Origin of the sequence: Janthinobacterium longum, from assembly GCF_051380735.1 — a bacterium.
GTDB lineage: Bacteria > Pseudomonadota > Gammaproteobacteria > Burkholderiales > Burkholderiaceae_D > Janthinobacterium.
Genome location: NZ_JBNYXQ010000002.1, coordinates 536,265 through 560,674 on the forward strand (window position 1 = coordinate 536,265; position 24,410 = coordinate 560,674).

The window sequence follows — 24,410 nt, forward strand, 5'->3', positions numbered from 1 at the left end:
GTCGATACAAAACGTTCTTGGTGGCCCGGGGCGGAATCGAACCACCGACACAAGGATTTTCAATCCTCTGCTCTACCGACTGAGCTACCAGGCCAAGGTGGCGAATTATAGCAGACCAAAAAATGAATGCAAGGGCTCGTACTGAATTTAGCTGTTTTTTTCATGTCGCAGCCGTATCCGTTGCCGCTGCTGCGTCCCGGCTTGGGGCCTGATCGGCCGCAATGGCTTGTGGGGTCAGGGGTGTTGCTGGATAATTAACTTTTTATCTTGAAAGTGATGCCATGGCGGTTTGGAGCAGGGGCGTGCAGGCAGCGCTGGCATGTTGGTTGTTGACCGGTCCTGCACAAGCAGGCGAGCATGATGTGCTGGCGCTGGCACGCTTGTGGAGCGAGGTACGCGCTATTCATCCGGCGCTTGCCGACGGCGCCGTCGACTGGGATCGCGCGCTGGTAACGGCCTTGCCGCACTTGAAAGGCGAGGATAGTGAAGCCAGCTTGCGCGCGGCAGCTGCCACCCTGATGGAACCCTTGCACGATACTGCGCTGCGCATCGGCATGCCGGCACCGTCATTTGTCCGCTGGCCGGCGGATGGCGAAGTGCTTGAGTGGCTGCCCGGTGACACGGCGCTGCTGCACCTGCACCCCGGCATGCGCGAAAGGCCGACGCCGTTGGTGTTGCCGGCCCGCGCCAGGCGCGTGATCCTTGATCTGCGTCCGATTGCCGGCGTGCCCTATCTGTCATCGCCGGCCATGCTGCACGCCGTGCTGGCGCAACTGATTGTGCAGCCGCTGATGCTGCCCGCGCCGCGCTATCGCTTTTCCACCGGGCCGCGCCCGCAGGATGCCGAACAATGGGAAGGTATCCTGCCCGGCTTTATGCAGATGGAAATGCAGCCAGTGCTGCCAGCGCCAGGTGCGCGCTTGCTGCCGCTGGCGGTCATCGTCAACGATACGCAAGCGGTGCCTGCCGCTGTGCTGGCGCTGCAGCGCAGCGGTCGCGCGGGCATCGTGGCAGAAGAGGGGAGGGGCGGCAGCCGTATCGATCCGTGGCAAACGCTGTGGCTCGATGAGGATTTGACGGTGGAGTTTGCGTCTGGCCAGCTGGTATGGGCAGACGGCAGTGCCGTGCGCTGGCAAGCCGACCGACGTTTGCCGCAGGATCGCGCCACCGGGCCGGCCAGCGCGCCGGTGATGGAGGCGCTGGCGCTGCTGGCGCACAAACAGCGGCTGCAGAAAGCTGCGCCAACGCCGGCCATGTATCCGGTGCGCCAGGACGATGCAGCCTATCGCGACATGCGCTTTCCAGCGCGCGAGTGGCGCATGCTGGCCGCGATCAAGCTGTGGGCCACCATGGACAAGTATTTTCCGGCCAGGCGCCTGATGGACAGTTCCTGGGAGGAAGCCCTTCTTGACTGCCTGCGGCGCATGGGGGACGTGACGGATGCGCGCGAATATGGCCAGGCGCTCGAAGCAATGGCGGTGCACCTGGACGACAGCCATGTCATCACTGGCAGCCGTGCCCTGGGCTGGAACGAACGCACGCATGGCATCGGCGTGCAGCTGGCGAGGATCGGCGGGCGGATATATGTCGCAGGCGTGACCGACCCTGCGCTCGAAGGCGGCGGCGTGCTGCGCGTGGGCGACGAGCTTGTCGGCATCGATGGTGAAGCCGTTGACAGCCGCCTGGCGCGCCTGGCTGGTACGGTGGCGGCATCGACCGAGGCGGGACGCTGGCGCAACGCGCTGTTCGAGATGACCATGGCGCCCAGGGACGCCAGCGTACAGCTGCTGCTTGCTGGCGCCGATGGGGAGCAGCGCAGCGTGACCTTGCAGCCAGGACCCCTCGAGAACACGCTGCCGCTGCGCCATGCGCTGCCCGTCGTCAGCGTGGACGACGGCGTAGCCTATGTCGACCTCAATCGCCTGCAGCCGGGCGAGGTCGATGCCATGTTCGCCACCATCTTCTGCGCGAGTATCAGCACTAGGCAAGATGGCCGGCGCCGCTTCTGGCTCCCCCGTTGGCGATCGTGCGAAGAAAAAGAAGGCAAACGCTATAATGACTGCATGAACAGTCCATCCTCCCCCACCATGCGGCGCTTCATGCACAGCCACAGCGACGTGTGCATCGTCGGCGACGGCGCCATTGCGAAAACCACGGCGCTGGCGTTTGCCCAGGCCGGGCAAAGCGTTACGCTGTTAAGTCCGGCGAAACCGAGTGCGCCGCCTGACGACGCCAGCTGGGATGTGCGCGTGTTTGCGCTCAACCACACGGCCCACCAGTTGCTGTCGTCGCTGAAAGTGTGGGGCGCGCTCGACGCGGCCCGCGTGGCGCCGGTCGACGCGATGCTGGTCAACGGCGATGGCGCGCAGGCGGGGGCGCTGGGTTTTGATGCCTATGGCGCCCACGTTGGCACGCTGGCGTGGATTATCGAAGACCGTAACCTGGGCCAGGCGCTGGACGCGGCTTTGCGGTTTGCGCAGAACGTCACCGTGGTGCAGGGCCTGGCCAGCCGCATCGAGTGGACGGCGGACGCCGCCATCTTGTACCTGGACGGTGGCGACACCATCACCGCAGCGCTGGTAGTGGGCGCCGACGGTGCGCAGTCGTGGGTACGCGGCCAGTGCGATATCGGCCTTGATTACCGCTCGTACGGCCAGCGCGGCGTGGTCAGCAACTTTGCCTGCGAAAAGCCGCACCATGGCGCTGCCCACCAGTGGTTCACCGGCGCTGACGGGATTATCGCGCTGCTGCCCCTGCCGGGCGACCGCGTCTCGCTGGTGTGGTCGGCGCCCGATGCGCTGGCCGATACCTTGCAGGACGAATCGGCCGGTGAGTTGGCCGTGCGTCTGTCCGCCTGGTGCCACGACAAGCTCGGTGCGCTCACGCCCTTGCAGCCCGAACTGATACGCGCCTTTCCGCTGCGCCTGATCCGCCCGCACACGATGGTGGCGCCGCGCGTGGCGCTGGTCGGCGACGCCGCCCATGTGGTCCATCCGATGGCCGGCCACGGCATGAATCTGGGCTTTGCCGATGTGGCGCAACTGGTGAAAACCATTAATGAACGCGAAGCGCATCGCGGCATAGGCGACGAGCGCGTGCTGGCCCGCTATGCGCGCGCGCGCAAGGAAGACGTGATGCTGATGCTGCTGGCCACCGATGGCCTGGCGCGCTTGTTCGGCGCCGATCTGGAGCCGCTGCGCATGGTTCGCAATTTGGGATTAAACTTGCTCGACAAATTGCCGGCGTTGAAGCGAAAAATGATTTCGCACGCTCTCGGTAATCAAACCTAGGCAGTACGCCGGAATTCATGGTCGCCGCAGCGATGCCTGCGGCGATTGTTTTGTGATCAAGTGGAGAAGTGATAGTGATTAAAATGAGCAAACTGGCATTGTTTGTGGCCTCCGGCCTGATGATGTCGTGCGCAGGCGCCGAGACCCAGACCGAAGCGGCCATCAAGAAGCTGGTCGAGCCACGCCTTGGTGATGGCGTGAAGGTTGATTCGGTCAAGGAAACGCCGTACGCCGGCCTGTATGAAATCAGTACCGGCGGCGATATTCTCTACACTGACAAAAATGCGCAGTATCTGTTCGTGGGCAACGTGTTCGACGCGAAAACTTCGCAGAACCTGACCAAGGAGCGTGTCAGTGACATCAACCGCATCAAGTTCTCGGACCTGCCGCTGGCGTCTGCGCTGAAAACCGTCAAGGGCAACGGCAAGCGCGTGATCGCCGTGTTCGAAGATCCTAACTGCGGCTATTGCAAGCGTTTCCGCCAGAACGCGCTGAAGGAAATCGACAACGTTACCGTCTACACCTTTATGTACAACATCCTGTCGCCCGACTCGATCACCAAATCGCGCAATATCTGGTGCGCACCAGACCGCAACAAGGCCTGGGACGACTGGATGCTGAACGGTAAAGTGCCGGCCACCGTGGCCGCCACGTGCGCCAACCCGCACGACAAAATCCTGGCGCTGGGCCAGCAATTGCGCGTTTCGGGCACGCCGGCGATCTTCTTTGCCGACGGCAGCCGCATTCCCGGCGCGATCGATACCAAGACGCTGGAACAGAAACTGTCGACCGTCAAGTAAGCAACGGTTGGCAGAACCGACAGGCGCGCCCTTGCAGGCGCGCTTTTTTTGTACTTTTTTAGGTATCATGGAGTGTTGGCGCCATGCCATCCCGATAAAGAGCCAGAGCCGCAGATGATCACCTTGAATATCAATGGCCGCGACATGCAGGTCGATGCTGATCCGTCCACCCCCGTGCTGTGGGCGCTGCGCGACAACCTGAACCTGACCGGTACCAAGTTTGGCTGCGGCGCGGCGCTGTGCGGCGCCTGCACGGTGCACCTGGACGGCCAGCCGATCCGCGCGTGCATCACGCCGATATCGGCGGTGGGCGGGCAAAAAATCACCACGATCGAAGCGATGGAAACCGACCAGGTGGGCAGCGCAGTGCAGGCGGCCTGGGTGCGCCACGACGTGCCGCAATGCGGCTACTGTCAAAGCGGCCAGGTGATGAGCGCGACGGCGCTGCTGCGCGCCAACCAGTCGCCCAGCGACGCCGATATCGACAGCGCCATGAGCGGCAATATCTGCCGCTGCGGCACGTATCAAAGAATCCGCGCCGCCATCAAGGATGCCGCCACCACGCTGGCGCAAGCATGATCGGCATTTTGCTGGCGGCGGGCAGGGGGCGGCGTTTCGATCCCTCCGGCGTGCAGAACAAATTGCTGCAGCCGCTGGCCGAAGGTCCGCATGCGGGCCAGGCCGTGGTGGCGGCGGCGGCCAGCAACTTGCTGGCGGTGCTGCCGCGCGTGATAGCCGTGGTCCGGCCTGACGATACGGCGGTCGCGCGCCTGCTGGGCTCCCTGGGTTGCGAAGTGCGCGTCTGCATGGACGCGGACACCGGCATGGCCGCCTCGCTGACCTGCGCCATCGATTACGCGCGCGGTGCACCGGGCTGGGTAATTGCGCTGGGCGACATGCCGTATGTGGAAGCTGCAACGATTACCGCCCTGTCGCAGGCGATAGGCGACGGCGCGCAGATCGCCGTGCCGGTATTCCAGGGCCGGCACGGCAATCCGGTGGCGTTCAGTGCCTTCCACTTGCCGCTGCTGCTGGCGCTGGACGGCGACCAGGGCGCGCGTGCCATCGTGCACAGCCATATGGCGCGCGAAGTGGCGGTGACCGATAATGGCGTCTTGCGCGACATCGACACGCCAGACGATTTGTAATCACGAGGAAAACATGAAAAAAGCACCGATCAAGAAAGCCGTCGCCAGGGCGCCCGCCGCCGGCATTATCTACACCATCGCCGCGCTGGACCTGGCCGGTCATATGTTCCGCGTGAGCCTGACGGTCAAACAGCCGGCCGCCATCGGCCAGGTGCTGTCGCTGCCGGCCTGGATCCCGGGCAGCTACATGATCCGTGAATTTTCGCGCAATATTGTCAGCATCCGCGCCGAGTGCGGCGGCCGCGCCGTGGCTTTGAGCAAGCTCGACAAGCATTCCTGGCAGGCCGCGCCCTGCGACGGCGCCCTGGTAGTGGAATATGACGTCTACGCCTGGGACCTGTCGGTACGTGCCGCCCACCTGGACCAGAACCACGGCTTTTTCAACGGTACCAGCGTGTTCCTGAGCGTGCTGGGGCAGGAGTCGGCGCCGCATGAAGTCAATATCGTGCAGCCGCAGGACGCCGCCTGCAAGAACTGGCGCGTGGCCACCACCTTGCCGGAACTGAAGGCAAAGCGCTATGGCTTCGGTAGCTACCAGGCCGCCAATTACGATGAGCTGATCGATCATCCGGTGGAAATGGGCGACTTCGCGCTGGCCACTTTCAAGGCGCATGGCGTGCCGCACGATATCGTCGTCACCGGCAAAGTGCCGAACCTGGACCTCGCCCGTTTGTGCCGCGACCTGAAAGCCATCTGCGAAACCCAGATCGCCTTTTTTGAGCCGAAAAGCAAAAAAGCACCGATGGACCGCTATGTGTTCATGACCATGGCTGTGGGCGATGGCTATGGCGGGCTGGAGCACCGCGCCTCGACCGCGCTGATCTGCGCGCGCGCCGACCTGCCGACCACGGCATCGAACAGTACCGAGATCGGCGAGGGCTACCTGAAGTTCCTCGGCCTGTGCAGCCACGAGTACTTCCATACCTGGAACGTCAAGCGCATCAAGCCGGCCGCGTTCGCGCCTTACCAGTTGCAGGCGGAAAGCTATACGCCGCTGCTGTGGCTGTTCGAAGGCTTTACCAGCTATTACGATGACCTGATGCTGGTGCGCGCCGGACTGATCGACGAAGCGGCCTACTTCAAGCTGCTGGGCAAGACCGTCAACAGTGTCTTGCGCGGCAGTGGCCGCACCAGGCAAAGCGTGGCCGATTCCAGCTTTGATGCCTGGGGCAAGTACTACCGCCAGGATGAAAATGCGCCGAACGCCATCGTCAGCTACTACACCAAGGGTTCGCTGATCGCGCTGGCGCTGGACCTGACGTTGCGCAGCAAATCCGGCGGCGAGACGTCGCTGGACGACGTGATGCTGGTGCTGTGGCAGCGCTATGGCCGCGATTTCTACCAGGGCAAACCAATTGGCGTAACGCCTGCCGAAGTCGAAGCGCTGTTCGATGAAATCAGCGGCACGCGCATGAAACCATTCTTCGAGCGCTATATCCGCGGCACTGACGACGTGCCGCTGGCGCGCCTGCTGGCGCCGTTCGGCGTCAAGTACAGCGACGTGCGCAAAGGCGACAAGCCCAGCCTCGATATCAATCTGGCCAGCGACGCAAAACTGGCGCAAGTACACCAGGGCGGGGCCGCCCACCAGGCCGGCTTGTCTGCCGGCGATGTGCTGGTGGCCCTGGACGGCTTGCGCGTGACGGGCACCAACCTGGACGCCTTGCTGTCGCGCTATGCGGTCGGTGCCGAAGTGGTCATCCATGCCTTCCGCCGCGACGAGCTGATGACTTTTACGGTGCAACTGCAGGGCGACCGCGTACCGGCCGTCAGCCTTGCGCTGTTGCCTGCATCGAAAAAATCACCGGCGGTGAAACGGCCAACTGCGCAGCCGTGATAAGCGTTATGATCCTTGGGAACCAATGTAATTGAACTAATATCACGTCAATTCAATATAGGTTTTCTCTGACCGTGGAAAAACTCGACCCGCGCACCATCATGCTGATGGCCACACTGATGTGTGCTGCCATGAGCATCGTCATGTTTTCCGTGTATCGCAGCTTCCGGCGCGAAGTCGATGGCCTGGGCCATTGGTCGGCCGGCTTGCTGCTGCTGGTCTGCGCTTCTGTGCTGTTCGGCACGCGTGACATGGTTCCCGATGCGATCTCGCTGCTGAGCGCCAACGCCAGCCTGTTGCTGGGCATCGGCCTGTCGATGCTGGGCACGGAAAAATTTTATGGCCAGAAGCCCAGCCTGCGCTTTTATGCGCTGGCCTGTTGCCTGAGCATGGCAGGCCTGGTTTGGTGGCGGCTGGCGGATGTGAATTTTTCCATGCGCGTGGCGATCTTTTCGCTGACCGTATTCCTGTTCTATGCGCGCCAGGCGCAGCTGGTGTGGAAGTATGGCGAGCGGCATTTTTCCAGTTTCTTCTTTGGCGGCCTGATGGCCGTGCAGGCCTGCGTGGTGCTGGTGCGCGGCGTGTCGGCCCTGCTGTATGGTGGCGCGCATGTGGATTTGCTGGCAGCGGGCACGCGCGCCAGCATTTACCTGGCGACCGCCAATTTCATGGCGCTGCTGCTGACGGTGGGATTCATGACGGTCGCCACGCGCCGTCTGCAAACCATACTCGAACGCCGCTCCACTCACGATCCGCTGACGCAGGTGCTGAACCGGCGCGGCTTTGGCGATGCCTATGCACGCGAAAAGGCAAACTTGCGGCGCTACCGCCGTCCGCTGACCTTGCTCAGTATCGATCTCGATTATTTCAAGCTGGTCAATGACCGCCATGGCCATGCCGTGGGTGACCGGGTATTGGCGCATGTGGCCATGGTCATCAGCGGTGCGCTGCGCGAATCGGATTGCGTGGCGCGCTTTGGTGGTGAAGAATTCGTCGTGCTGATGCCCGACATGGCGCCGCACCACGCGCTCGGCGCGGCCGAACGCATCCGCACCCTGTTGTGCGCACCGAATGGCAAGGGACTGCCGCCTTGCACCGTGAGTATCGGCGTGGCCTGCCAGGCGTCGGAACACGAAGATCTGGAGCAGTTGCTGGCGCGCGCCGACGCGGCGCTGTACCAGGCCAAGGAAAATGGCCGTGACCGTATCGAATTCGATATCGTTGGCGTTACCGGCGCCTGCGCCCCAAGCGCCAGCCTGGTCAGCTGAACAGGCGCGCCAGTTCCACGCCGGGGTCCGGTGCGCGCATGAAGGCTTCACCGACCAGGAAGCTGTGCACGTTGGCCGCGCGCATGCGTGCGACATCGTCGGTCGTCAGGATGCCCGACTCGGTGATGATCAGTCTGTCTTGCGGAACGCGCGGCAGCAGGCCGATGGTGGTATCGAGCGAGGTCTCGAAGGTGCGCAGGTTGCGGTTGTTGATGCCGATCAGCGCGCTCTTGAGTTTCAGTGCCGCATCGAGTTCGTCGCCGTCATGGCTTTCGATCAGCACGCCCATGCCCAGTTCGTGGGCGCACGCTTCCATCTCGGCCATCAGGCCATGGTCCAGCGCGGCGACGATCAGCAGGATGCAGTCGGCGCCCATCGCGCGCGCTGCATAGATCTGGTACAGGTCGACCATGAAATCCTTGCGCAGCACGGGAATGGCGCAGGCTGCGCGCGCCTGTTGCAGGTAGGCGTCCGCACCCTGGAAGAACTGCACATCGGTCAGTACCGACAGGCAGGCCGCGCCATGCTGCGCATAGCTGGCGGCGATCTCGGACGGGTGGAAGTCGGCGCGGATCACGCCTTTTGATGGCGAGGCCTTTTTCACTTCGGCGATGATGCCGGGCTTTCCATCGGCGATATGCTGGCGCAGGCTCGCTTCAAAGTCACGTAAATTGGCGCGCAGGTCAAGATCGCTTTCCACTTCGCTGCACAGGCTGGCCAGGCTGCGGTGGGACTTGGCCCTGGCCACTTCGTCGGCTTTCACTGCCAGGATTTTATTGAGGATATCGGACATGTTGGTCGCTGCCTTATAGAAGGTGAAGGGTTGCGTGGAAATTACGCTTGTGCCGGCCGGCCCAGTTGCTGTGTCACTTGCACGAATTGGTCGAGCTTTGCCAGCGCCGCGCCCGAGCTGACGGCCGTGCGCGCACGCGCCAGGCCGTCTTCGATCGAGCTGGCCACGCCGGCAGCATACAGCGCTGTGCCCGCGTTCAGGGCCACGATGTCGGCAGCCGCCCCAGGCTCGCCGCGCAGCGCTTCCATCATTTTTGCTTTCGATTCGACGGAATCGGCCACCTTCAGGTTGCGGCTGGCGATCATCTGCAGGCCGAAGTCTTCCGGATGGATTTCATATTCGCGGATCTCGCCGTTGATCAACTCACCCACCATGGTACCGGCGCCGAGCGACACTTCGTCCATATTGTCGCGACCATAGACGACGATGGCGTGCTGCGCACCGAGGCGCTGCAGAACGCGCACCTGGATGCCGACCAGGTCGGCATGAAATACGCCCATCAGAATGTTCGGTGCGCCGGCCGGATTGGTCAAGGGCCCCAGGATATTGAAAATCGTGCGCACGCCCAGTTCGCGGCGCACCGGCGCCGCATGCTTCATGGCCGCGTGGTGATTCGGCGCATACATGAAGCCGATGCCGGTCTGCGCGATCGACTGGGCGATCTGCTCGGGCTGCAGGTTGATGTTGACGCCCAGGGAGTCGAGCACGTCGGCGCTGCCCGAGGACGACGAGACGCTGCGCCCGCCATGCTTGGCCACGCGCGCGCCGGCGGCCGCCGCCACGAACATCGAGGCGGTAGAAATATTGAAGGTGTGCGCGCCGTCGCCACCGGTGCCGACGATATCGAGCAGATTGGTGGTGTCGGCCATCGGCACCTTGGTGGAAAACTCGCGCATCACTTGCGCGGCGGCGGCGATCTCGCCGATGGTTTCCTTTTTTACGCGCAGGCCCATGGTCAGCGCGGCGATCATGGTGGGCGACATTTCGCCGGACATGATCTGACGAAACAGGTACAGCATTTCGTCGTGAAAAATCTCGCGGTGTTCGATACAGCGCAGCAGCGCTTCTTGTGGGGTGATCGGCATGATGCTTCTTTCTTCAATGATGGCGCAGGAGGACACTGAGGGCACGCTGGCGCGTGCTCACCTCAGCGCTCGAGGAAATTTTTCAGCAGGGCGTGGCCGTGCTCCGACAGGATCGATTCGGGGTGGAACTGCACGCCCTCGATATCGAATTGCCGGTGGCGCACGCCCATGATTTCGCCGTCGTCCGTCCATGCTGTGACTTCCAGGCAGGCCGGCAGTGAGGCGCGCTCGATCGCCAGCGAGTGGTAGCGGATCACCGTGAAGGGGCTGGGAATATTCTTGAAGACGCCGACACCGGTATGGGCGATGACGGAAGTCTTGCCGTGCATGACCTCTTTGGCACGCACCACCTTGCCGCCGAACGCTTCGCCGATGGCCTGGTGGCCCAGGCATACGCCGAGGATGGGTTTCTTGCCTGCGAAGTGTTTCAACACCTCAATGGAAATACCGGCCTGCTTTGGCGCTTTCGGGCCGGGCGAAATGCAGATACGATCCGGGTTCAGTGCTTCGATCTGTGCGATCGTGATTTCGTCATTGCGGTACACGCGCACGTCCTCGCCGAGTTCGCCGAAATACTGCACGATGTTGTAGGTGAAGGAGTCGTAGTTGTCGATCATCAGCAGCATGTTGGTGCCTAACCTGGTTGAATTGGGTGACTGGTTTTCCGTGCACGACCGCAAATTTTCCAATTTGGCAGTGTCGTAGCACAGTTTGTTTTTGCTGCCCGCGCAATTGCGCAGGCGATAGGGGGAGTTGTGGTCAGGCTTGACGCCAGCACCAGCAAGGGAAGGACAGGAAGCGGATCGGGAATTGTTGCATGACCTAATATTACACCAATATCCGGCCATGCAGTAACACCGCGCAGGCGATTTTTATGCGTGTCCATCTGGCCTGGCCGGGCGCAGTGCCGGCAGCAGTGCGGCCAAGGCGACGAGGGCCATCGCGCCGTGCAGCAGATAGGTGACGCTGTAGCCGTAGTGCGTCACCAGGTAGCCGGCCACCATATTGCTTGACGCCGCGCCGACCCCTTGCACCACCATCACCGCCGCCAGCGCCAGGTTGAAGTGGCCGCTGCCGCGCGTCAGGCGCTCGACCAGGAACGGCGTCAAGATGCCCAGCAGGCCGACGCCCAGGCCATCGAGCAGCTGCACCGGATAGATCATGCCGAAGCTGGAAAATGACCAGGCGATCACGCCGCGCAATGGCAGCGTCAGCATGGCCAGCACGCTTGCGATGCGTACCCAGTCGCGGCGGATAATGAAAGGTGCGGCCAGCGCCGCCGCCAGTGCCGCCGTTTGCGAGACGATGGTGATGATGGCAGTCGTCTCGAAGGGCCGCTGCATTTGCAGGGCAAACTGCTGGGAGATCAGGCGCGCCAGAGGGGCGTTACCGAAGTGAAACAGCAGCAAGGCCACGCTCAGCAGCAACAGCGGGCGGTTGTGGACCAGCATGCGCCAGGTCGAAGCGGGCGGACTTTCACCGCGCGCGCTACCGTGCTCGCTACCGCGCTCGCCGCCGCGCGCCACCACATGATCGATGGCGCGGGGATCGATGGCCAGCGTCGCGGCCACCGTGGCGATGGTGGTGGCGATCATCAGCGTGGCCACGCCGGGCAGGCCGAACCAGGCGCTGGCGCCCCAGGTGGCCCCCAGCAGCACCATATTGCCACCATGGTTGTACGCTTCGTTCCTGCCCAGTTGCTCGCCGAAGCGCTTTGGCCCTACCAGGCCCAGAGTGATGCCCGACAAGGCAGGCATGATCAGCACGCCGGCCAGCGCCGCCAGGGTCTGCGTCGAAAACACCACGGCGCGCCCGGGAAAGGCGATGCACAGCATGCTCATCACCGTGATCAGCGTGACCGGCGCGATGATCATCAATCGCTTGTGGTGACTGCGGTCGGCCAGTGCACCGGCCGGGATGCCTGCCCCCAGCCCCAGGACGCCGCCGATGGTGGCCAGCAGCCCCAGGTCCATCGGGCGCCAGCCCTGCGTGGTGAGATAGGCGTCGAGGAAGGGGCCCAGGCCATCGCGTGAATCGGCCAGGAAGAAATTCAACAGCGCCAGCGCTATCAGCTTGCCGCCCAGCGGCACAGGCACGGATGCGGCCCGGTCCAGCGTGCGTGGCGCGCTCATGATTGCGCCCACAGCAGCAGCAAGGCCGCCAGCAGGCTCGCCGGCATGACCAGTGCGCCCAGTTTCAGGAAGGTCCAGGCACCGACCTGCAAGCCTTCGCGCTTGAGCGTCGTCAGCCACAGCAGGGTGGCCAGCGAGCCGCTGACCGACAGGTTAGGTCCCAGGTCGATGCCGATCATGGCCGCCGCGCGCAGCGGTGCCGGTGCGGCCACATGGTCCAGGGTGGCCGCGCCAAGCAGGCCGGCAGGCAGGTTGTTGAACAGATTGCAGGCAAACGCCAGCACCGCACCGACCACGCTGTCGGCCATGGCCGGCGCCTGCGCCTGCAGCGCGTGCAGCGCGCTGGCCAGAATGGCCACCACGCCATGCTGCTGCAGCGCCTGGATCAGCACGAACAGGCCGGCCACCATCAGCAGCACATCCCACGAAACGGCGCGCAGCAGCACGATCGGTGAGCTGCGCGCAACCAGGCATGTGAGCAGCATCGCCAGCGCCGCGGCGCCCAATGTGACGGCGCCCAGTTCCATGCCGCGTGCCGACGCCCAGCCCAGCAGCAGCGCCGTGGCGCCCAGTGCGGCGATCGTCAAACGCCCGGCCGGCGCCAGGCGCGGCACCGCGACGTCGGTACGAATGACAACTTCAAAGGTGGCGCGCAGGCGCAGGTGCAGCACCAGGTAAGTGACAACGATGGCGCCCAGCGAAGGCAGCAAAAACAGCATCAGCCAGTTGCCCAGGCTGGGCATGTGGGCGCCGAACATCACCAGGTTGGCGGGGTTCGATACAGGCAGCACGAAGCTGGCGGCATTGGCGACAAAGGCGCACACCAGCAGGTAGGGCAGCGGCGGCGCGTCGACCGCGCGCGCCACCGCATACACGGCAGGCGTGAGCACCACGGCGGTGGCGTCATTCGACAGGAAGACGGTGACCAGGGTACCGGCCAGGTAAATCAGCAAGAACAGGCGGCTGCCCGAACCGCCCGCTGCGCGCGCGGCGTGCGCCGCCAGCCAGTCGAAGACGCCATGGCGCCGGCCCATTTCGGCCAGCAGCATCATGCCGCCCAAAAACAGATACACGTCGACGCCGCGCGCCGCGCCCACCAGTACGTCGTGCGGCACGATCAGGCGCAGCAACAGCAGCGCCGCCACCGCCATGGTGGCCCACAGGGCTTCGGGCAAGCCGCCCGGGCGCAGCACGATGCCGGCCATGGTCAGGCCGGTAATGATCCACAATAGAATTTCAGTCGACATGCGTGGTGCGCTCCGGGCGTTGGTTCAGGGGAGGGGTGGTGGTGCATGTATCGCTGCGCGTGCTTGTTCCAGGTCGGCGCCGACCGCCACCGCTTCGAGCGCCGGGCCCCAGCTGCTGCGCGTGCCGATGCCGATCGCCGCGAATGGCTGCTGGCGCGCCAGCGGTATCTTGATCAGATCGGGGCGGAAATACACCACCGCGCCCTCCTGGAGGAGCACCGCATTGGCTTCGCCGCGCGGTCCGCGCAGCACCAGGTCGATGGTGCCGGCTGTTTCAAGGCGCTCGAGCGTGGCCAGTTGACGATTCGTGGGTGGTGATGGCGGCGCTGGCGGCATGTCGGCCACCGTCCTGCGCGTCGTCAGATTGACCAGGCTGGTCGCGCGTAGTACGCCATCGGCGCCGCCATGCCCGCTCAGCCGCACCTGGTCGCCAACGGTGGTCGACTCGAAAAAACGCTGGGCCAGGTGCGGCGCAAACAGGGCCAGCGTGCCATTGTCCAGGCGCAGGCCATTGACCTCGCCGTAGGGCGTGGTCAGGTAGCGCGCCACCACACCCTCGGCGCCAGGTGGCGCCTGGGCGATGGCCAGACCCGTGCAGGCAAGGAGCACCACCAGCAAGGCAGCATGCAGTTTCATTGCGCCCGCTCTTACAGCTGGCTGCTGCCGGCAGGTGGCGCAGGTGGTGGCGGTGGTGCTTCACCTGCCGGTGGGGCAGGCGGCGGTGGCGGCGGTGGTGCATCGGTACCGGGTGCCGGTGGGCGCGGTGCCCGTGGCTTGCGCGCCGGCGGTTGTGGCGGCGGCATATCCGCAACGGGCGCCGGTGGTGGCGGCAGCGCGCGGTCTGCCGGTGGTGGTGGCGGCGGCTCGGCTTGCGCCAGTGTCACGGGACGCACCGGTACTGCCGCCGAGAAGGCGCTGGCGGTCAGGGTCGACAGGGCAAATGCAAGCACCAGCATGGAAGGTTTCAGTACCGTCATGACTAACTCCTTGGTTCGGATTGAAAGGGTGGTAGTCATGACTATGCAGATTGCGTGCCAGCGCCAGAGAGCGCTATTTTGCGTGCCTGGCGTGGGCATCGACGAAGGTAGTGTCCGCTCTGGTGACACGCTGCTGTCACTGGAACGGACAGCTGTCCGCCCGGCATGCAGCCGGTGGCTTTACTCCATGCCGTATTGCGCCAGCTTGCGATACAGCTGCTGGCGCGACAGGCCCAGCCGGCGCGCGGCCTGGCTGCGATTGCCAGCGGATGCTTGCAGGGCGCGCAACAGCATGACCACTTCGAGCCGTGCCACGGCGGCGTCGAGCGGGCCGTCCCAGTCGATCATGTCGACCACTGCGGCGCTGGCTGTCGTCGGCACACTGGTGCTCCTGGCGGCGTTCAAACCCAGGTGTTCGAGGTCGATCAGCTCACCTTCGCTCAGCGCAATAGCGCGCTGCATGGTATTGCGCAGTTCACGCACATTGCCCGGCCATCCGTGCGCGCGCAGCGCAGCCAGCGCTGCGCCAGACAGGCGCTTGGCACGACCACTGGCGCCCTGCTGCAGGAAGTGCGCCGCCAGCAGGTCGATATCTTCCGGGCGCTCGCGCAGCGGCGGCAGGTTGATCGTGATCACCTGCAGGCGGTACCACAGATCGGCGCGAAATTCGCCGGCCTCGACATCCGCTTCCAAGTCGCGGTGGGTGGCGGCGACGATGCGCAGGTCGACTGGCAGTGCGTGACACCCGCCGAGCGGCGTGACCTGCCGTTCCTGCAGCACGCGCAGGATCTTGGCCTGGGTCGGCAGCGCCATGTCGCCGATTTCGTCGAGGAACAGGGTGCCGCCATCGGCTTCGCGAAAGCGCCCGGCGCGCTCGGCCGTGGCGCCGGAAAACGCGCCTTTGACATGGCCGAACAATTCGCTTTCCAGCAGGTCGGCCGGAATCGCTGCGCAGTTGACGGCGATAAAAGGGCCGGCGTGCCTGGCGCTGTTGGCATGCAGGGCTTGCGCCACCAGTTCCTTGCCGGTGCCGGTCTCGCCCAGCACCAGCACCGAATTGTCGCTGTCGGCCACCAGGCCGATGCGCTTGAAGATGGCGCGCATCACTTCGCTGTTGCTGAGCATCTGTTCCCCGGCCTGGCTGGTATCGACCGCCGTGCTGGTCCCGGCGACGTCGTGCTCTTTGGCGCGCAGGGCGCGCGCCAGCGTCTGCTCCAGCGTCTCGCGGCCGATCGGTTTGGTCAGGTGGTCGAACGCGCCCAGGCGCATGGCCTCGATGGTGTTCGAGCCCACCGCATAGGCGGTCAGCATGATGCACGGCACACCTGGCGCCAGGCGCGGCGCGGCGCGCAAGAATTCCAGGCCGTCGTCGCCGGGCAGGCGCAGGTCGACGATGGCCAGGTCGATGTCACCCGCTTCCAGCCACCGCAGCCCTGCCTCGCAGCTGGCTGCTTGGCTGACCTGGTAGCCCAGGTCGCCCAACGCCTCGGCCAGCGTGTCGCGAAAAACGGTGTCGTCGTCGACGATCAGGATCATGGCCATGGCAGCTCCAGTACGATACGGGTTCCGTGAGTGTGGATTGGATCGAGCGCGACGCTGCCGCCGTGCGCCTGCACCACTTCGCGCACCACCGCCAGGCCCAGGCCCGTGCCGCCGACCCTGCCCGTGACCAGCGGATCGAACAGGGTGGCGCGCAAGGGGGGCGGCACGCCGCTGCCGTCGTCGCTGACCGACAGCTGCAGGCAAGCGTCGCCGCGCGCCGCACCCAGCACGATATGGCCGCCGGCGTGCGCATGCGCCAGCGCGTTGAGCAGCAGGTTGTCGATCACGCGTTCCATATGGGTGGCATCGAACAGGGCGATGTCTCGGGTGGCGTCGTCCAGCCCCGCTTCGACGTCCAGCGTGATGGTCACGCCCATTTCGTCCGCCGCTTCGGCATGCGTGAGCCGGCAGTGTTCCAGCCAGCCGGCCAGCGCTACCGGGGCGCGGCTGGGGTGAAACGACTGGGTCAGCGCCAGCAGGCTCGATACCAGGGTTTCCAGGCGCTGCACCTGGCCCAGGGTGGTTTGCAAGGCGGCTTCCATGCGCTCCTGGCGTTTGGCCGGCGGCGCGAGCAGGGCGTTTTCGGCCTTCATGCGGATGGTGCCGAGGGGGTTGCGGATTTCGTGGGCCAGTCCGGCGGCCAGGCCGCCCAAGGCTGCCATGCGTTCGCTGGCGACCAGCAGTTCGGACAGGCGCTGCGCCTCGCGGCCCCAGCGCATCAGCAGGAAGGCGAACCAGGCACCGGCCATGACCAGTGAGCCGAGCAGCAGGCTGACGGCCAGGATCAGGTGATTGAGTGCGCTGTCGGCGATGGTGGCCACACGGGTCATGGTCCAGCCGGCCATGCCGTTTGCAACCGGGCAGGCGGTGTAGACCACCGCTTCACGCAGGCCGGGCCGCACTTCGTCAACGCCGGCACCCAGGGCCAGGGTGCGCCGCGCCAGGGCGGTGATGCGCGCAAGTTCGGCCGCCGGCGCATCGTCCTTCACGCCGCTGCCGTCATAGGTGGGAAAGGCATAGGCGAACACGCCGCGTTCCTCGCTCCACAGGCCGCCTTCGACACCGGCGTCCTCGCGCAGGGCCATGTCGACCACGGCGCGTTCGACTGCCTCGCCCATGGCGTCATTGTTACCGTTGAGTGTCATCTTGCCGCTGCCGGCGCGCATGATCTGGCAGATGGCGCTGGCGCGCGTGCGCGCTGCAACGATCTGCGCGTCCGCGCCCTGGCGGCCCAGCTGCAGCAGCAGCCAGATCAGCAGCGCGACCATGGCCGCGATGGCGGCCCATGACCACAGCAGGTCGCGTTTCAACATTGCGTTCAACGCCACGTGCTATCCCCCGGTCGGTGTTGGTTCAGGCGCTCGTGGTCATGGCGCGGGCAGGTTCAGCGCCCGGCACTGGCATCAGAAGTCGCCGTCCAGGCCGTCTTGCACCTGTTCGGCGGCGCGCAATACGGCGCGCGCCTTGTTTTCGGTTTCCTGCCATTCCATTTCGGGGATCGAGTCGGCGACGATGCCAGCCGCGGCCTGCACGTACAGCATGCCGTCCTTGATCACGCCGGTGCGGATCGCGATCGCCACATCCATTTCGCCGCCAAACGAGAGGTAGCCGCAGGCGCCGCCGTAAATGCCACGCTTGGTGATTTCCAGTTCATCGATCACTTCCATTGCGCGCACTTTGGGCGCCCCGGTCAGGGTGCCGGCCGGGAAAGTGGCGCGCAGCACGTCGAGGTTCGACAAGCCATCCTTCAGCGTGCCTTCCACGTTCGAGACGATGTGCTGCACGTGCGAGTATTTTTCGATCACCATGCGGTCGGTCACCTGCACGCTACCGGTGGTGGCGATGCGGCCGATATCGTTGCGCGCCAGGTCGATCAGCATCACATGTTCGGCGATCTCTTTTGGATCGGCCAGCAGTTCGGCAGACAGTTCCGCGTCGCGTTCTGGCGTGGCGCCGCGCGGACGCGTGCCGGCGATCGGACGAAGCGTCACTTTCTTGCTGCCGTCAGCGAGGTTTTCATTGCGCACCAGGATCTCGGGCGAAGCGCCGATGATCTGCATGTCGCCGAAGTTATAGAAGTACATATACGGCGACGGGTTCAGCGAACGCAGCGCGCGGTACAGGCTCAGTGGCGAGTCGACATACGGTTTGCGGATGCGCTGGCCGATCTGCACCTGCATCAGGTCGCCGGCCATCACATACTCATGCGCCTTGGCGACGGCCTGCAGATAATCTTCTTTTGAAAAGTCGCGGATCGTTTCAGTGCGGACCGAGGCACTGGTCACAGGCGCATCGATGCCACGGCGCAGCAGCATGCGCAGGTCCTTCAGGCGCTGGCGCGCTTTCGAAAATGACTCGGGCACGGTGGTGTCGGCATACACGATCAGATACAACTTGCCGGACAGGTTATCGATTACGGCCAGTTCTTCGGTCACCATCAGCTGGATATCGGGCAGGCCCAGGTCATCCTTCGGCGCGCCGCCGGCCAGTTTTTTCTCGATATGGCGCACCGTGTCGTAGCCGAAGTAGCCGGCCAGGCCGCCGCAGAAACGCGGCATGCCGGGGCGCAGCGCCACCTTGAAACGCGACTGGTATTGCTCGATGAAGTCGAGCGGATTGCCTTCGTGTTCCTCGATCACCGCGCCATTTTTCACGATCTCGGTGCGGCTGCCAAAGGTGCGCAGCACGGTGGTGGCAGGCAGGCCGATAAACGAGAAGCGGCCGAAGCGCTCGCCACCGACTACCGATTCAAGCAGAAAGGTGTTCTTCCCGCCTTGCTGGGTTTGCGCCAGTTTCAGGTATAGCGTGAGCGGGGTTTCCAGGTCGGCGAAGGCTTCGGCGATCAGGGGGATGCGGTTATAGCCTTGCTGGGCCAGCGATTTGAATTCGAGTTCGGTCATGTGTCTCTCCATGCCGCAGGGGTGCAAATGTGCACCGACCCTGCGGTGGGTTATCAAAAAACCTGTCGCATGCGGGTGCGCAAGCGACAGCAATCAGCGTACGGCTCGGCCTTAAGCCTGCCAGGATTGCCAGCGTCGCCAAAGCCAGGCCTCAATCGAGCCGGTTTGGGTGACATTGTGTTTTTTGATGAGAAACGTGTTCACGATAAGATGTGGTCCGGGTCAGTATGCGAGAAAGTAGTGAAATCAGTAGACGATTCAATTTTGCATGCTGATGGCATGAGCCGCGTCAAGCAGCGTATTTACTATACCATCGGAATCGGTATCGTGTATAGAGTGTCCGTGGTTGTACCCGTACGGCACCGTCAGCACGGGGCAACCCGCAGCGCGGGCCGCTTGCGCGTCATTCGAGGAGTCGCCGATGGCCACCACGTTGGCCGGCGCCAGGTCGAAGTCCGCGCACACTTGCAGCAAGGGCAGCGGGTCCGGTTTCTTCTTCGCCAGCGAGTCGCCGCCGTAGACGATCTCAAAATACTGATCGAGGTTTTTCAGCTTCAGCAGCGGCAGCGCGAACGCGATCGGCTTGTTGGTAACGCAGGCCAGGCGCAGCCCTGCCGCCTTCATCGCAGCCAGGCCCGCTTCCACCTCCGGGTACAGGGTGCTGTGCTGGCCATTGATGGTCAGGTAGTGACGCTGGTAGCCATCCATCGCCGCTTCGAAACGCTGCGCCACGCCGGCAGGATCAAAATCGAGCGCCAGTACCGTGCGGATCAGGTTTTCCGAGCCTTTGCCCACCATCAGCTTGATCGCTTCGGCGCTGATGGGCGGCAGGTCGAACTCGCCGCGCATGCCGTTGATGGCGACATGAAAGTCGGGCACGGTGTCGAGCATCGTGCCATCAAGATCGATAATGGCGGCACGTACGCCGGCCAGCACTGCATGGTTCACCGCGCCCGCGCCCATTATTTGCCCACCACGCTGGCCAGCTCTGCGCGCATGGCGTCGATCACTGCTTTATAGTCAGGCTTGCCGAAGATGGCCGAGCCGGCGACAAAGGTGTCGGCGCCGGCTGCTGCTGCTGCTGCGATATTGTCGATCTTGATGCCGCCATCGACTTCGAGCATGATGTCGCGGCCCGATTCATCGATCATGCGGCGCGCTTCGGCGATTTTTTTCAACGCTTGTGGAATGAAGGACTGGCCGCCGAAACCGGGGTTGACCGACATGATCAGGATGATGTCGATCTTGTCCATCACGTGTTCCAGGTAGTGCAGCGGCGTGCCCGGGTTGAAGACCAGGCCGGCCTTGCAGCCGTTGTCGCGGATCAGCTGCAGCGAGCGGTCCAGGTGTTCCGACGCTTCCGGGTGGAAGGTGATGATGTTCGCACCGGCTTTGGCGAAATCCGGGATAATGCGATCGACAGGCTTGACCATCAGGTGCACGTCAATGGGCACTTGCACATGCGGGCGGATGGCTTCGCACACCAGCGGGCCGATCGTCAGGTTTGGCACATAATGGTTATCCATCACGTCGAAGTGAATGATGTCGGCGCCGGCGGTGACGACGTTGCGTACTTCCTCGCCCAGGCGGGCGAAGTCGGCGGACAGGATGCTGGGAGCGATGCGAAATGATGTCATGGTGATCAGGGCCAAAGGGTAGAAGATGCAAAGTTGCGCTATTTTACGCTTGACGCCGTTGCCATGTCCTTTAGAAACACAGAATACCTCTTGCGCACCAGCCGGCAAGGCGGTGGCGCGACACCTCATGAACCAGACAAGGACGACGATGGCGACTTATGAATTTACGGTAACGGTCAAGACACAGTATTTGCCCGATCAATCGGCACCCGACCAGGGCCGCCACGTATTCAGCTACACCATCCGCGTGGTCAACAGCGGCACGGTCGGCGCGCAACTGATTTCGCGCCACTGGGTGATCACGGACGCCAACAACAAGGTGGAGGAAGTGCGTGGCCTGGGCGCCGTCGGCCACCAGCCGCTGCTGCAGCCGGGCGAACAGTTTGAATACACCAGCGGCACCGTGCTGGCCACGCCGCAAGGCACGATGCTGGGCGAGTATTTCTGCGTGGCCGAAGATGGTCACCGTTTCGAGGCGCAGATTCCCGAGTTCGTGTTGTCGCTGCCGCGCACACTGCACTAAACTACCGCGCTTATTTCAATTTTTCGGTGGCGTCCTTGTCGGTTGCCACCTGTTTCTGCGTTGGCGGCGTGCGATTCTTGCCCGCATACATGGTCCACCAGACGATGAACGCCAGCAGGAAGAACGCCACCATCGCTTCAATTACCAAGATCCACATACGCTCTCCTATGTCTTTACGCCTCAGTCTACTCGTTTCAAGCGTCGCCGTCGCGCTGGCGTTATCTGCCTGTACCAGCACGGCGCCGCTGAAGCCCGCGCCCGCCAGGCCGCCGGCCATTACGCCATCTGTCGTCAAGCCGGTGCCTGCCAAACCGGCCGCGCCTGACGCCAGCGACGTCCAGGCGCCCACTTTTGTGCCGGTCAGCTTTGCCGCCTTGCCCGGCTGGGGTCGCGACGACGTGCGTGCGGCCTGGCCCGCCTTCATGGCCTCGTGCGGCGTGCTGGTCAAGCGGCCCGACTGGAAGGAGCCGTGCACGATCGCGCGCCAGGTCAATGCCGACAGCGATCAGGCGATTCGCCAGTTCTTCGAAGCGTTTTTCGTGCCGAACCAGATAGTCGCCGCCGATGGCGCCAGTTCCGGCCTGGTGACAGGCTATTACGAACCGCTGTTGCATGGCGCGCGCAAACGTGGCGGGCCGTACCAGACACCGCTGTACAAGGTGCCGGACGACCTGGTGTCGGTGGATTTGTCCAGTGTGTATCCCGAGCTGAAAAACATGCGCTTGCGCGGCAAGCTGGTCGGCAAGAAAGTAGTGCCGTATGCCACCCGTGCCGAGATCGAGCGCGCCCCGGCAATGGCTGGCAAGGAGCTGATGTGGGTCGACGACGAGGTGGAAGCGTTTTTCCTGCAGGTGCAAGGCAGCGGCAGGGTGCAGCTGACCGATACCCAGGAAACCGTGCGCCTTGCCTATGCGGATCAGAATGGCCACCCCTACCAGTCGATCGGCCGCTACCTGGTCGACAAGGGTGAATTGACCATGAGCCAGGCGTCTGCGCAGGGCATCAAGGCCTGGATCGCCGGTCACCCGACGCGCAAGGATGAGCTGTTCAACGCCAATCCCAGCTATGTGTTCTTCAAGGAAGAGCGCTTGCCGGACCCGAAAGTGGGGCCGAAAGGCGCGCTGGGCGTACCGCTCACGCCGCAGCGCTCGGTTGCCATCGACTCACGCTACGTGCCGCTGGGCGTGCCCGTGTTTTTATCGACCACGCAGGCCAACAGCGATATCCCGATGCAGCGCCTGGTGATGGCGCAGGACACGGGCGGCGCCATCCGCGGGCCGATCCGGGTTGACTATTTCTTTGGCTTTGGTGCGGAAGCGGCCGAAAACGCAGGCCGCATGAAGCAGAGCGGCATGGTGTGGGTGCTGCTGCCGAAGCAGCCGCACTAGTGGCTCTTGCTTAACGCAATACCATCACCGGTAAATGCGTGTGGGCCAGCACTTTTTGCGTTTCGCTGCCCACAAACAGCTTGTTGAGACCCTTGCGGCCATGCGAGGCCATCAGGATGATGTCGCACTGACACGCTTGCGCCGTATTGACGATTTCTTCATGCGGGCTCGGCGACACGGCGACCACGCCTTCAAACGCGACGTTGGCGGCGCGTGCGGCCTCGCCGATTTTATCGACTGCGTGCTGCGCCGATTCATTCATCTGTTGCTCGTACAGGCTGGCGTCTAGCACGATGCCGCCGTCGGCCATCGGCGAAAACGGAAACGGTTGCACCACGCTCAGGACCACCAGCTTGGCCTGGTTCAGTTTGGCAAATGCGATGGCGGTCTGGGCAGCCTGGTCAGACAAGGGGGAACCGTCAGTCGGAAATAAGATCGATGTAAACATTGCGTGCTCCCTGATAATAATTGGACAGCTTATGGATTTACCTCAGGCAAAACTTTGATGCAGATCAAAGTTGCCATGCTTCGCTGGCAATAGCTTCGCCGAGGCACGTTTCCAGTGTAAGCATGTTTGCCGAGTTATGCCGCAACGCTGCCCAGCTCTGCCATTAGCCGCTACAATCGCGAGTACCCCCAAGCGAGGAGACACCATGCACTATGAAGATCTGATCATTGAAATCCAGGACAAAGTCGCGCTGATACGCCTGAATCGCCCCAAGGCGCTGAATGCCCTGAACGAGCGCATGATGAACGAACTGGGCGACGCGCTGCTCAAGTTCGACGCCGACGACAGCATCGGCTGCATCGTGCTGACCGGCAGTGAGAAAGCGTTTGCCGCCGGTGCCGACATCGCCGCCATGGCCGACTACACCTATCCCGACACGTTTACGCAAGGCTATATCAGCCGCAACTGGGAGCATATCCTGCGCGTGCGCAAACCGGTGGTCGGTGCGGTGGCCGGCTATGCGCTGGGCGGCGGGTGCGAACTGGCCATGATGTGCGACTTTTTGATCGCCGCCGACAGCGCCAAATTCGGCCAGCCGGAAATCAAGGTCGGCGTCACGCCAGGCGCGGGTGGTACGCAGCGTTTGCCGCGCGCCATTGGCAAGGCCAAGGCGATGGACTTGCTGCTGACGGCGCGCACCATCGATGCTGCCGAAGCAGAACGTATCGGCCTGGTGTCGCGCGTGGTGCCGGCCGATAAATTGCTGGAAGAAACCCTGGCCGCCGCTCAAACCATCGCCGCCATGCCGACCTCGGTCGCCATGATGATCAAGGATTGCGTCAACCGCGCCTTTGAAACCACGCTGACCGATGGCGTGGCGTATGAGCGCCGTTTGTTCCAGGCCGCGTTCGGCACGCCGGCGCAGAAAGAGGGCATGCACGCCTTTTTGGAAAAGCGCTTGCCAAACTTCGACGGCCTTTGATATGATTCGGCTCCCCGCAAAACAACGCACACAAAACAAGGTGTTGCAGAGCAAAACGGGGTAGAAAAGAAGGTTGACGAAATGCTGAAAAAGCTTCATACTCTTCCTTCTTCGCAGCTGACAAACACAACGCTTTGTCGATAGCGCGAAAGTAGCACCGAATACAGTTCTTTAACAATTAACAGTCGATAAGTGTGGGCATTTGATGAAGTGCAGCAGTGATTTTCGGATCGCTGTAAAACTTAAAATATCAAATGTTCACAAGAAATAATGAAATAGGCGCTACGAAAGTAGTGGCCTGTCAGTTTTTTGAGTGAGCGACCCATCAGCAATGATGGTGCCTGTAACAGGGCAAAGTAACAGAGATTAAACTGAAGAGTTTGATCCTGGCTCAGATTGAACGCTGGCGGCAT

Annotated in this window: 23 protein-coding genes and 1 tRNA gene; 9 read left to right on the forward strand and 15 right to left on the reverse strand. The window is 63.3% G+C overall.

The genetic code is table 11. The features are described 5' to 3' along the window. Positions 1–18: 18 nt before the first annotated feature. Positions 19–94, reverse strand: a tRNA-Phe gene (locus ACQ4WM_RS10685). A gap of 1,969 nt (positions 95–2,063) precedes the next feature. Here ACQ4WM_RS10685 and ACQ4WM_RS10690 point away from each other — a divergent pair. The 6 genes from ACQ4WM_RS10690 to ACQ4WM_RS10715 all read left to right on the forward strand — a co-directional run bounded on the left by ACQ4WM_RS10690 (position 2,064) and on the right by ACQ4WM_RS10715 (position 8,343). Beyond that, the gene (locus ACQ4WM_RS10690) at positions 2,064–3,290 is read left to right on the forward strand and encodes an FAD-dependent monooxygenase (RefSeq protein ID WP_436546679.1); all 1,227 of its coding nucleotides are present in this window, start codon (positions 2,064–2,066) and stop codon (positions 3,288–3,290) included. Positions 3,291–3,373: 83 nt separating this feature from the next. Then, complete coding sequence (locus tag ACQ4WM_RS10695) at positions 3,374–4,090, forward strand: DsbC family protein (protein ID WP_436546641.1); 717 nt, start codon at positions 3,374–3,376, stop codon at positions 4,088–4,090. 114 nt (positions 4,091–4,204) lie between these two features. Beyond that, the gene (locus ACQ4WM_RS10700; RefSeq protein WP_436546642.1) at positions 4,205–4,669 is read left to right on the forward strand and encodes a (2Fe-2S)-binding protein; all 465 of its coding nucleotides are present in this window, start codon (positions 4,205–4,207) and stop codon (positions 4,667–4,669) included. Continuing rightward, positions 4,666–5,238: a nucleotidyltransferase family protein gene (locus tag ACQ4WM_RS10705; protein WP_436546643.1), complete on the forward strand. Its 573-nt coding sequence runs from the start codon at positions 4,666–4,668 to the stop codon at positions 5,236–5,238. Before ACQ4WM_RS10700 ends, ACQ4WM_RS10705 begins: the two co-directional genes overlap by 4 nt. 13 nt (positions 5,239–5,251) lie before the next feature. Further along, positions 5,252–7,075 (forward strand): M61 family metallopeptidase, encoded by a 1,824-nt coding sequence (locus ACQ4WM_RS10710; protein ID WP_436546644.1) that lies wholly within the window; start codon positions 5,252–5,254, stop codon positions 7,073–7,075. A gap of 74 nt (positions 7,076–7,149) precedes the next feature. Beyond that, complete coding sequence (locus ACQ4WM_RS10715; protein WP_436546645.1) at positions 7,150–8,343, forward strand: GGDEF domain-containing protein; 1,194 nt, start codon at positions 7,150–7,152, stop codon at positions 8,341–8,343. On the opposite strand, the gene trpC is transcribed toward ACQ4WM_RS10715, so the two are convergent. The 12 genes from trpC to rpe form a co-directional block, all read right to left on the reverse strand. Continuing rightward, positions 8,336–9,136, reverse strand: coding sequence for an indole-3-glycerol phosphate synthase TrpC (gene trpC / locus ACQ4WM_RS10720; RefSeq protein WP_436546646.1), 801 nt, complete (start codon positions 9,134–9,136; stop codon positions 8,336–8,338). The two genes, ACQ4WM_RS10715 and trpC, sit on opposite strands and share 8 nt — an antisense overlap. A gap of 41 nt (positions 9,137–9,177) precedes the next feature. After that, a complete protein-coding gene (gene trpD, locus ACQ4WM_RS10725) occupies positions 9,178–10,221 on the reverse strand; it encodes an anthranilate phosphoribosyltransferase (RefSeq protein ID WP_436546647.1) in 1,044 nt (347 codons plus the stop codon). 62 nt (positions 10,222–10,283) lie between these two features. Next, entirely contained in the window at positions 10,284–10,847 is a 564-nt protein-coding gene (locus tag ACQ4WM_RS10730; RefSeq protein ID WP_436546648.1) for an anthranilate synthase component II, read from the reverse strand. Between the two features lie 246 nt (positions 10,848–11,093). After that, positions 11,094–12,353, reverse strand: a complete 1,260-nt coding sequence (locus tag ACQ4WM_RS10735) for an MFS transporter (RefSeq protein WP_436546649.1) — start codon at positions 12,351–12,353, stop codon at positions 11,094–11,096. Further along, entirely contained in the window at positions 12,350–13,600 is a 1,251-nt protein-coding gene (locus tag ACQ4WM_RS10740) for an SLC13 family permease (RefSeq protein ID WP_436546650.1), read from the reverse strand. Before ACQ4WM_RS10740 ends, ACQ4WM_RS10735 begins: the two co-directional genes overlap by 4 nt. Positions 13,601–13,624: 24 nt before the next feature. After that, on the reverse strand, positions 13,625–14,236 hold the full coding sequence (locus ACQ4WM_RS10745) for a hypothetical protein (RefSeq protein ID WP_436546651.1): 612 nt from the start codon (positions 14,234–14,236) through the stop codon (positions 13,625–13,627). 11 nt (positions 14,237–14,247) lie between these two features. Then, positions 14,248–14,577: a hypothetical protein gene (locus ACQ4WM_RS10750; RefSeq protein ID WP_436546652.1), complete on the reverse strand. Its 330-nt coding sequence runs from the start codon at positions 14,575–14,577 to the stop codon at positions 14,248–14,250. Positions 14,578–14,757: 180 nt separating this feature from the next. After that, a complete protein-coding gene (locus ACQ4WM_RS10755) occupies positions 14,758–16,119 on the reverse strand; it encodes a sigma-54-dependent transcriptional regulator (protein ID WP_436546653.1) in 1,362 nt (453 codons plus the stop codon). Next, positions 16,110–17,447 carry a sensor histidine kinase gene (locus ACQ4WM_RS10760; RefSeq protein WP_436546654.1) on the reverse strand — a complete coding sequence of 446 codons (1,338 nt, stop codon included), beginning with the start codon at positions 17,445–17,447 and terminating at the stop codon, positions 16,110–16,112. The genes ACQ4WM_RS10755 and ACQ4WM_RS10760 overlap by 10 nt, the downstream gene beginning before the upstream one ends. A 75-nt stretch (positions 17,448–17,522) precedes the next feature. Next, complete coding sequence (gene trpE, locus ACQ4WM_RS10765; protein WP_436546655.1) at positions 17,523–19,019, reverse strand: anthranilate synthase component I; 1,497 nt, start codon at positions 19,017–19,019, stop codon at positions 17,523–17,525. 258 nt (positions 19,020–19,277) lie between these two features. Then, the gene (locus tag ACQ4WM_RS10770; protein ID WP_436546656.1) at positions 19,278–19,982 is read right to left on the reverse strand and encodes a phosphoglycolate phosphatase; all 705 of its coding nucleotides are present in this window, start codon (positions 19,980–19,982) and stop codon (positions 19,278–19,280) included. Further along, the gene (gene rpe, locus ACQ4WM_RS10775; RefSeq protein ID WP_436546657.1) at positions 19,982–20,656 is read right to left on the reverse strand and encodes a ribulose-phosphate 3-epimerase; all 675 of its coding nucleotides are present in this window, start codon (positions 20,654–20,656) and stop codon (positions 19,982–19,984) included. Before rpe ends, ACQ4WM_RS10770 begins: the two co-directional genes overlap by 1 nt. Before the next feature lie 148 nt (positions 20,657–20,804). Here rpe and apaG point away from each other — a divergent pair, with 148 nt between their 5' ends. Continuing rightward, the gene (apaG, locus tag ACQ4WM_RS10780; RefSeq protein ID WP_436546658.1) at positions 20,805–21,179 is read left to right on the forward strand and encodes a Co2+/Mg2+ efflux facilitator ApaG/CorD; all 375 of its coding nucleotides are present in this window, start codon (positions 20,805–20,807) and stop codon (positions 21,177–21,179) included. A 10-nt stretch (positions 21,180–21,189) separates the two neighbouring features. On the opposite strand, the gene ACQ4WM_RS10785 is transcribed toward apaG, so the two are convergent. Continuing rightward, complete coding sequence (locus ACQ4WM_RS10785) at positions 21,190–21,336, reverse strand: hypothetical protein (protein WP_436546659.1); 147 nt, start codon at positions 21,334–21,336, stop codon at positions 21,190–21,192. Positions 21,337–21,346: 10 nt separating this feature from the next. Here ACQ4WM_RS10785 and mltA point away from each other — a divergent pair, with 10 nt between their 5' ends. Then, positions 21,347–22,567, forward strand: a complete 1,221-nt coding sequence (gene mltA, locus ACQ4WM_RS10790; RefSeq protein WP_436546660.1) for a murein transglycosylase A — start codon at positions 21,347–21,349, stop codon at positions 22,565–22,567. Positions 22,568–22,577: 10 nt separating this feature from the next. On the opposite strand, the gene ACQ4WM_RS10795 is transcribed toward mltA, so the two are convergent. Continuing rightward, a complete protein-coding gene (locus ACQ4WM_RS10795; RefSeq protein WP_436546661.1) occupies positions 22,578–23,015 on the reverse strand; it encodes a universal stress protein in 438 nt (145 codons plus the stop codon). Positions 23,016–23,220: 205 nt separating this feature from the next. Between ACQ4WM_RS10795 and ACQ4WM_RS10800 the strand changes: the two genes are divergently transcribed. Then, positions 23,221–23,997, forward strand: coding sequence for an enoyl-CoA hydratase (locus ACQ4WM_RS10800; protein WP_436546662.1), 777 nt, complete (start codon positions 23,221–23,223; stop codon positions 23,995–23,997). The last annotated feature ends 413 nt before the right edge of the window (positions 23,998–24,410 follow it).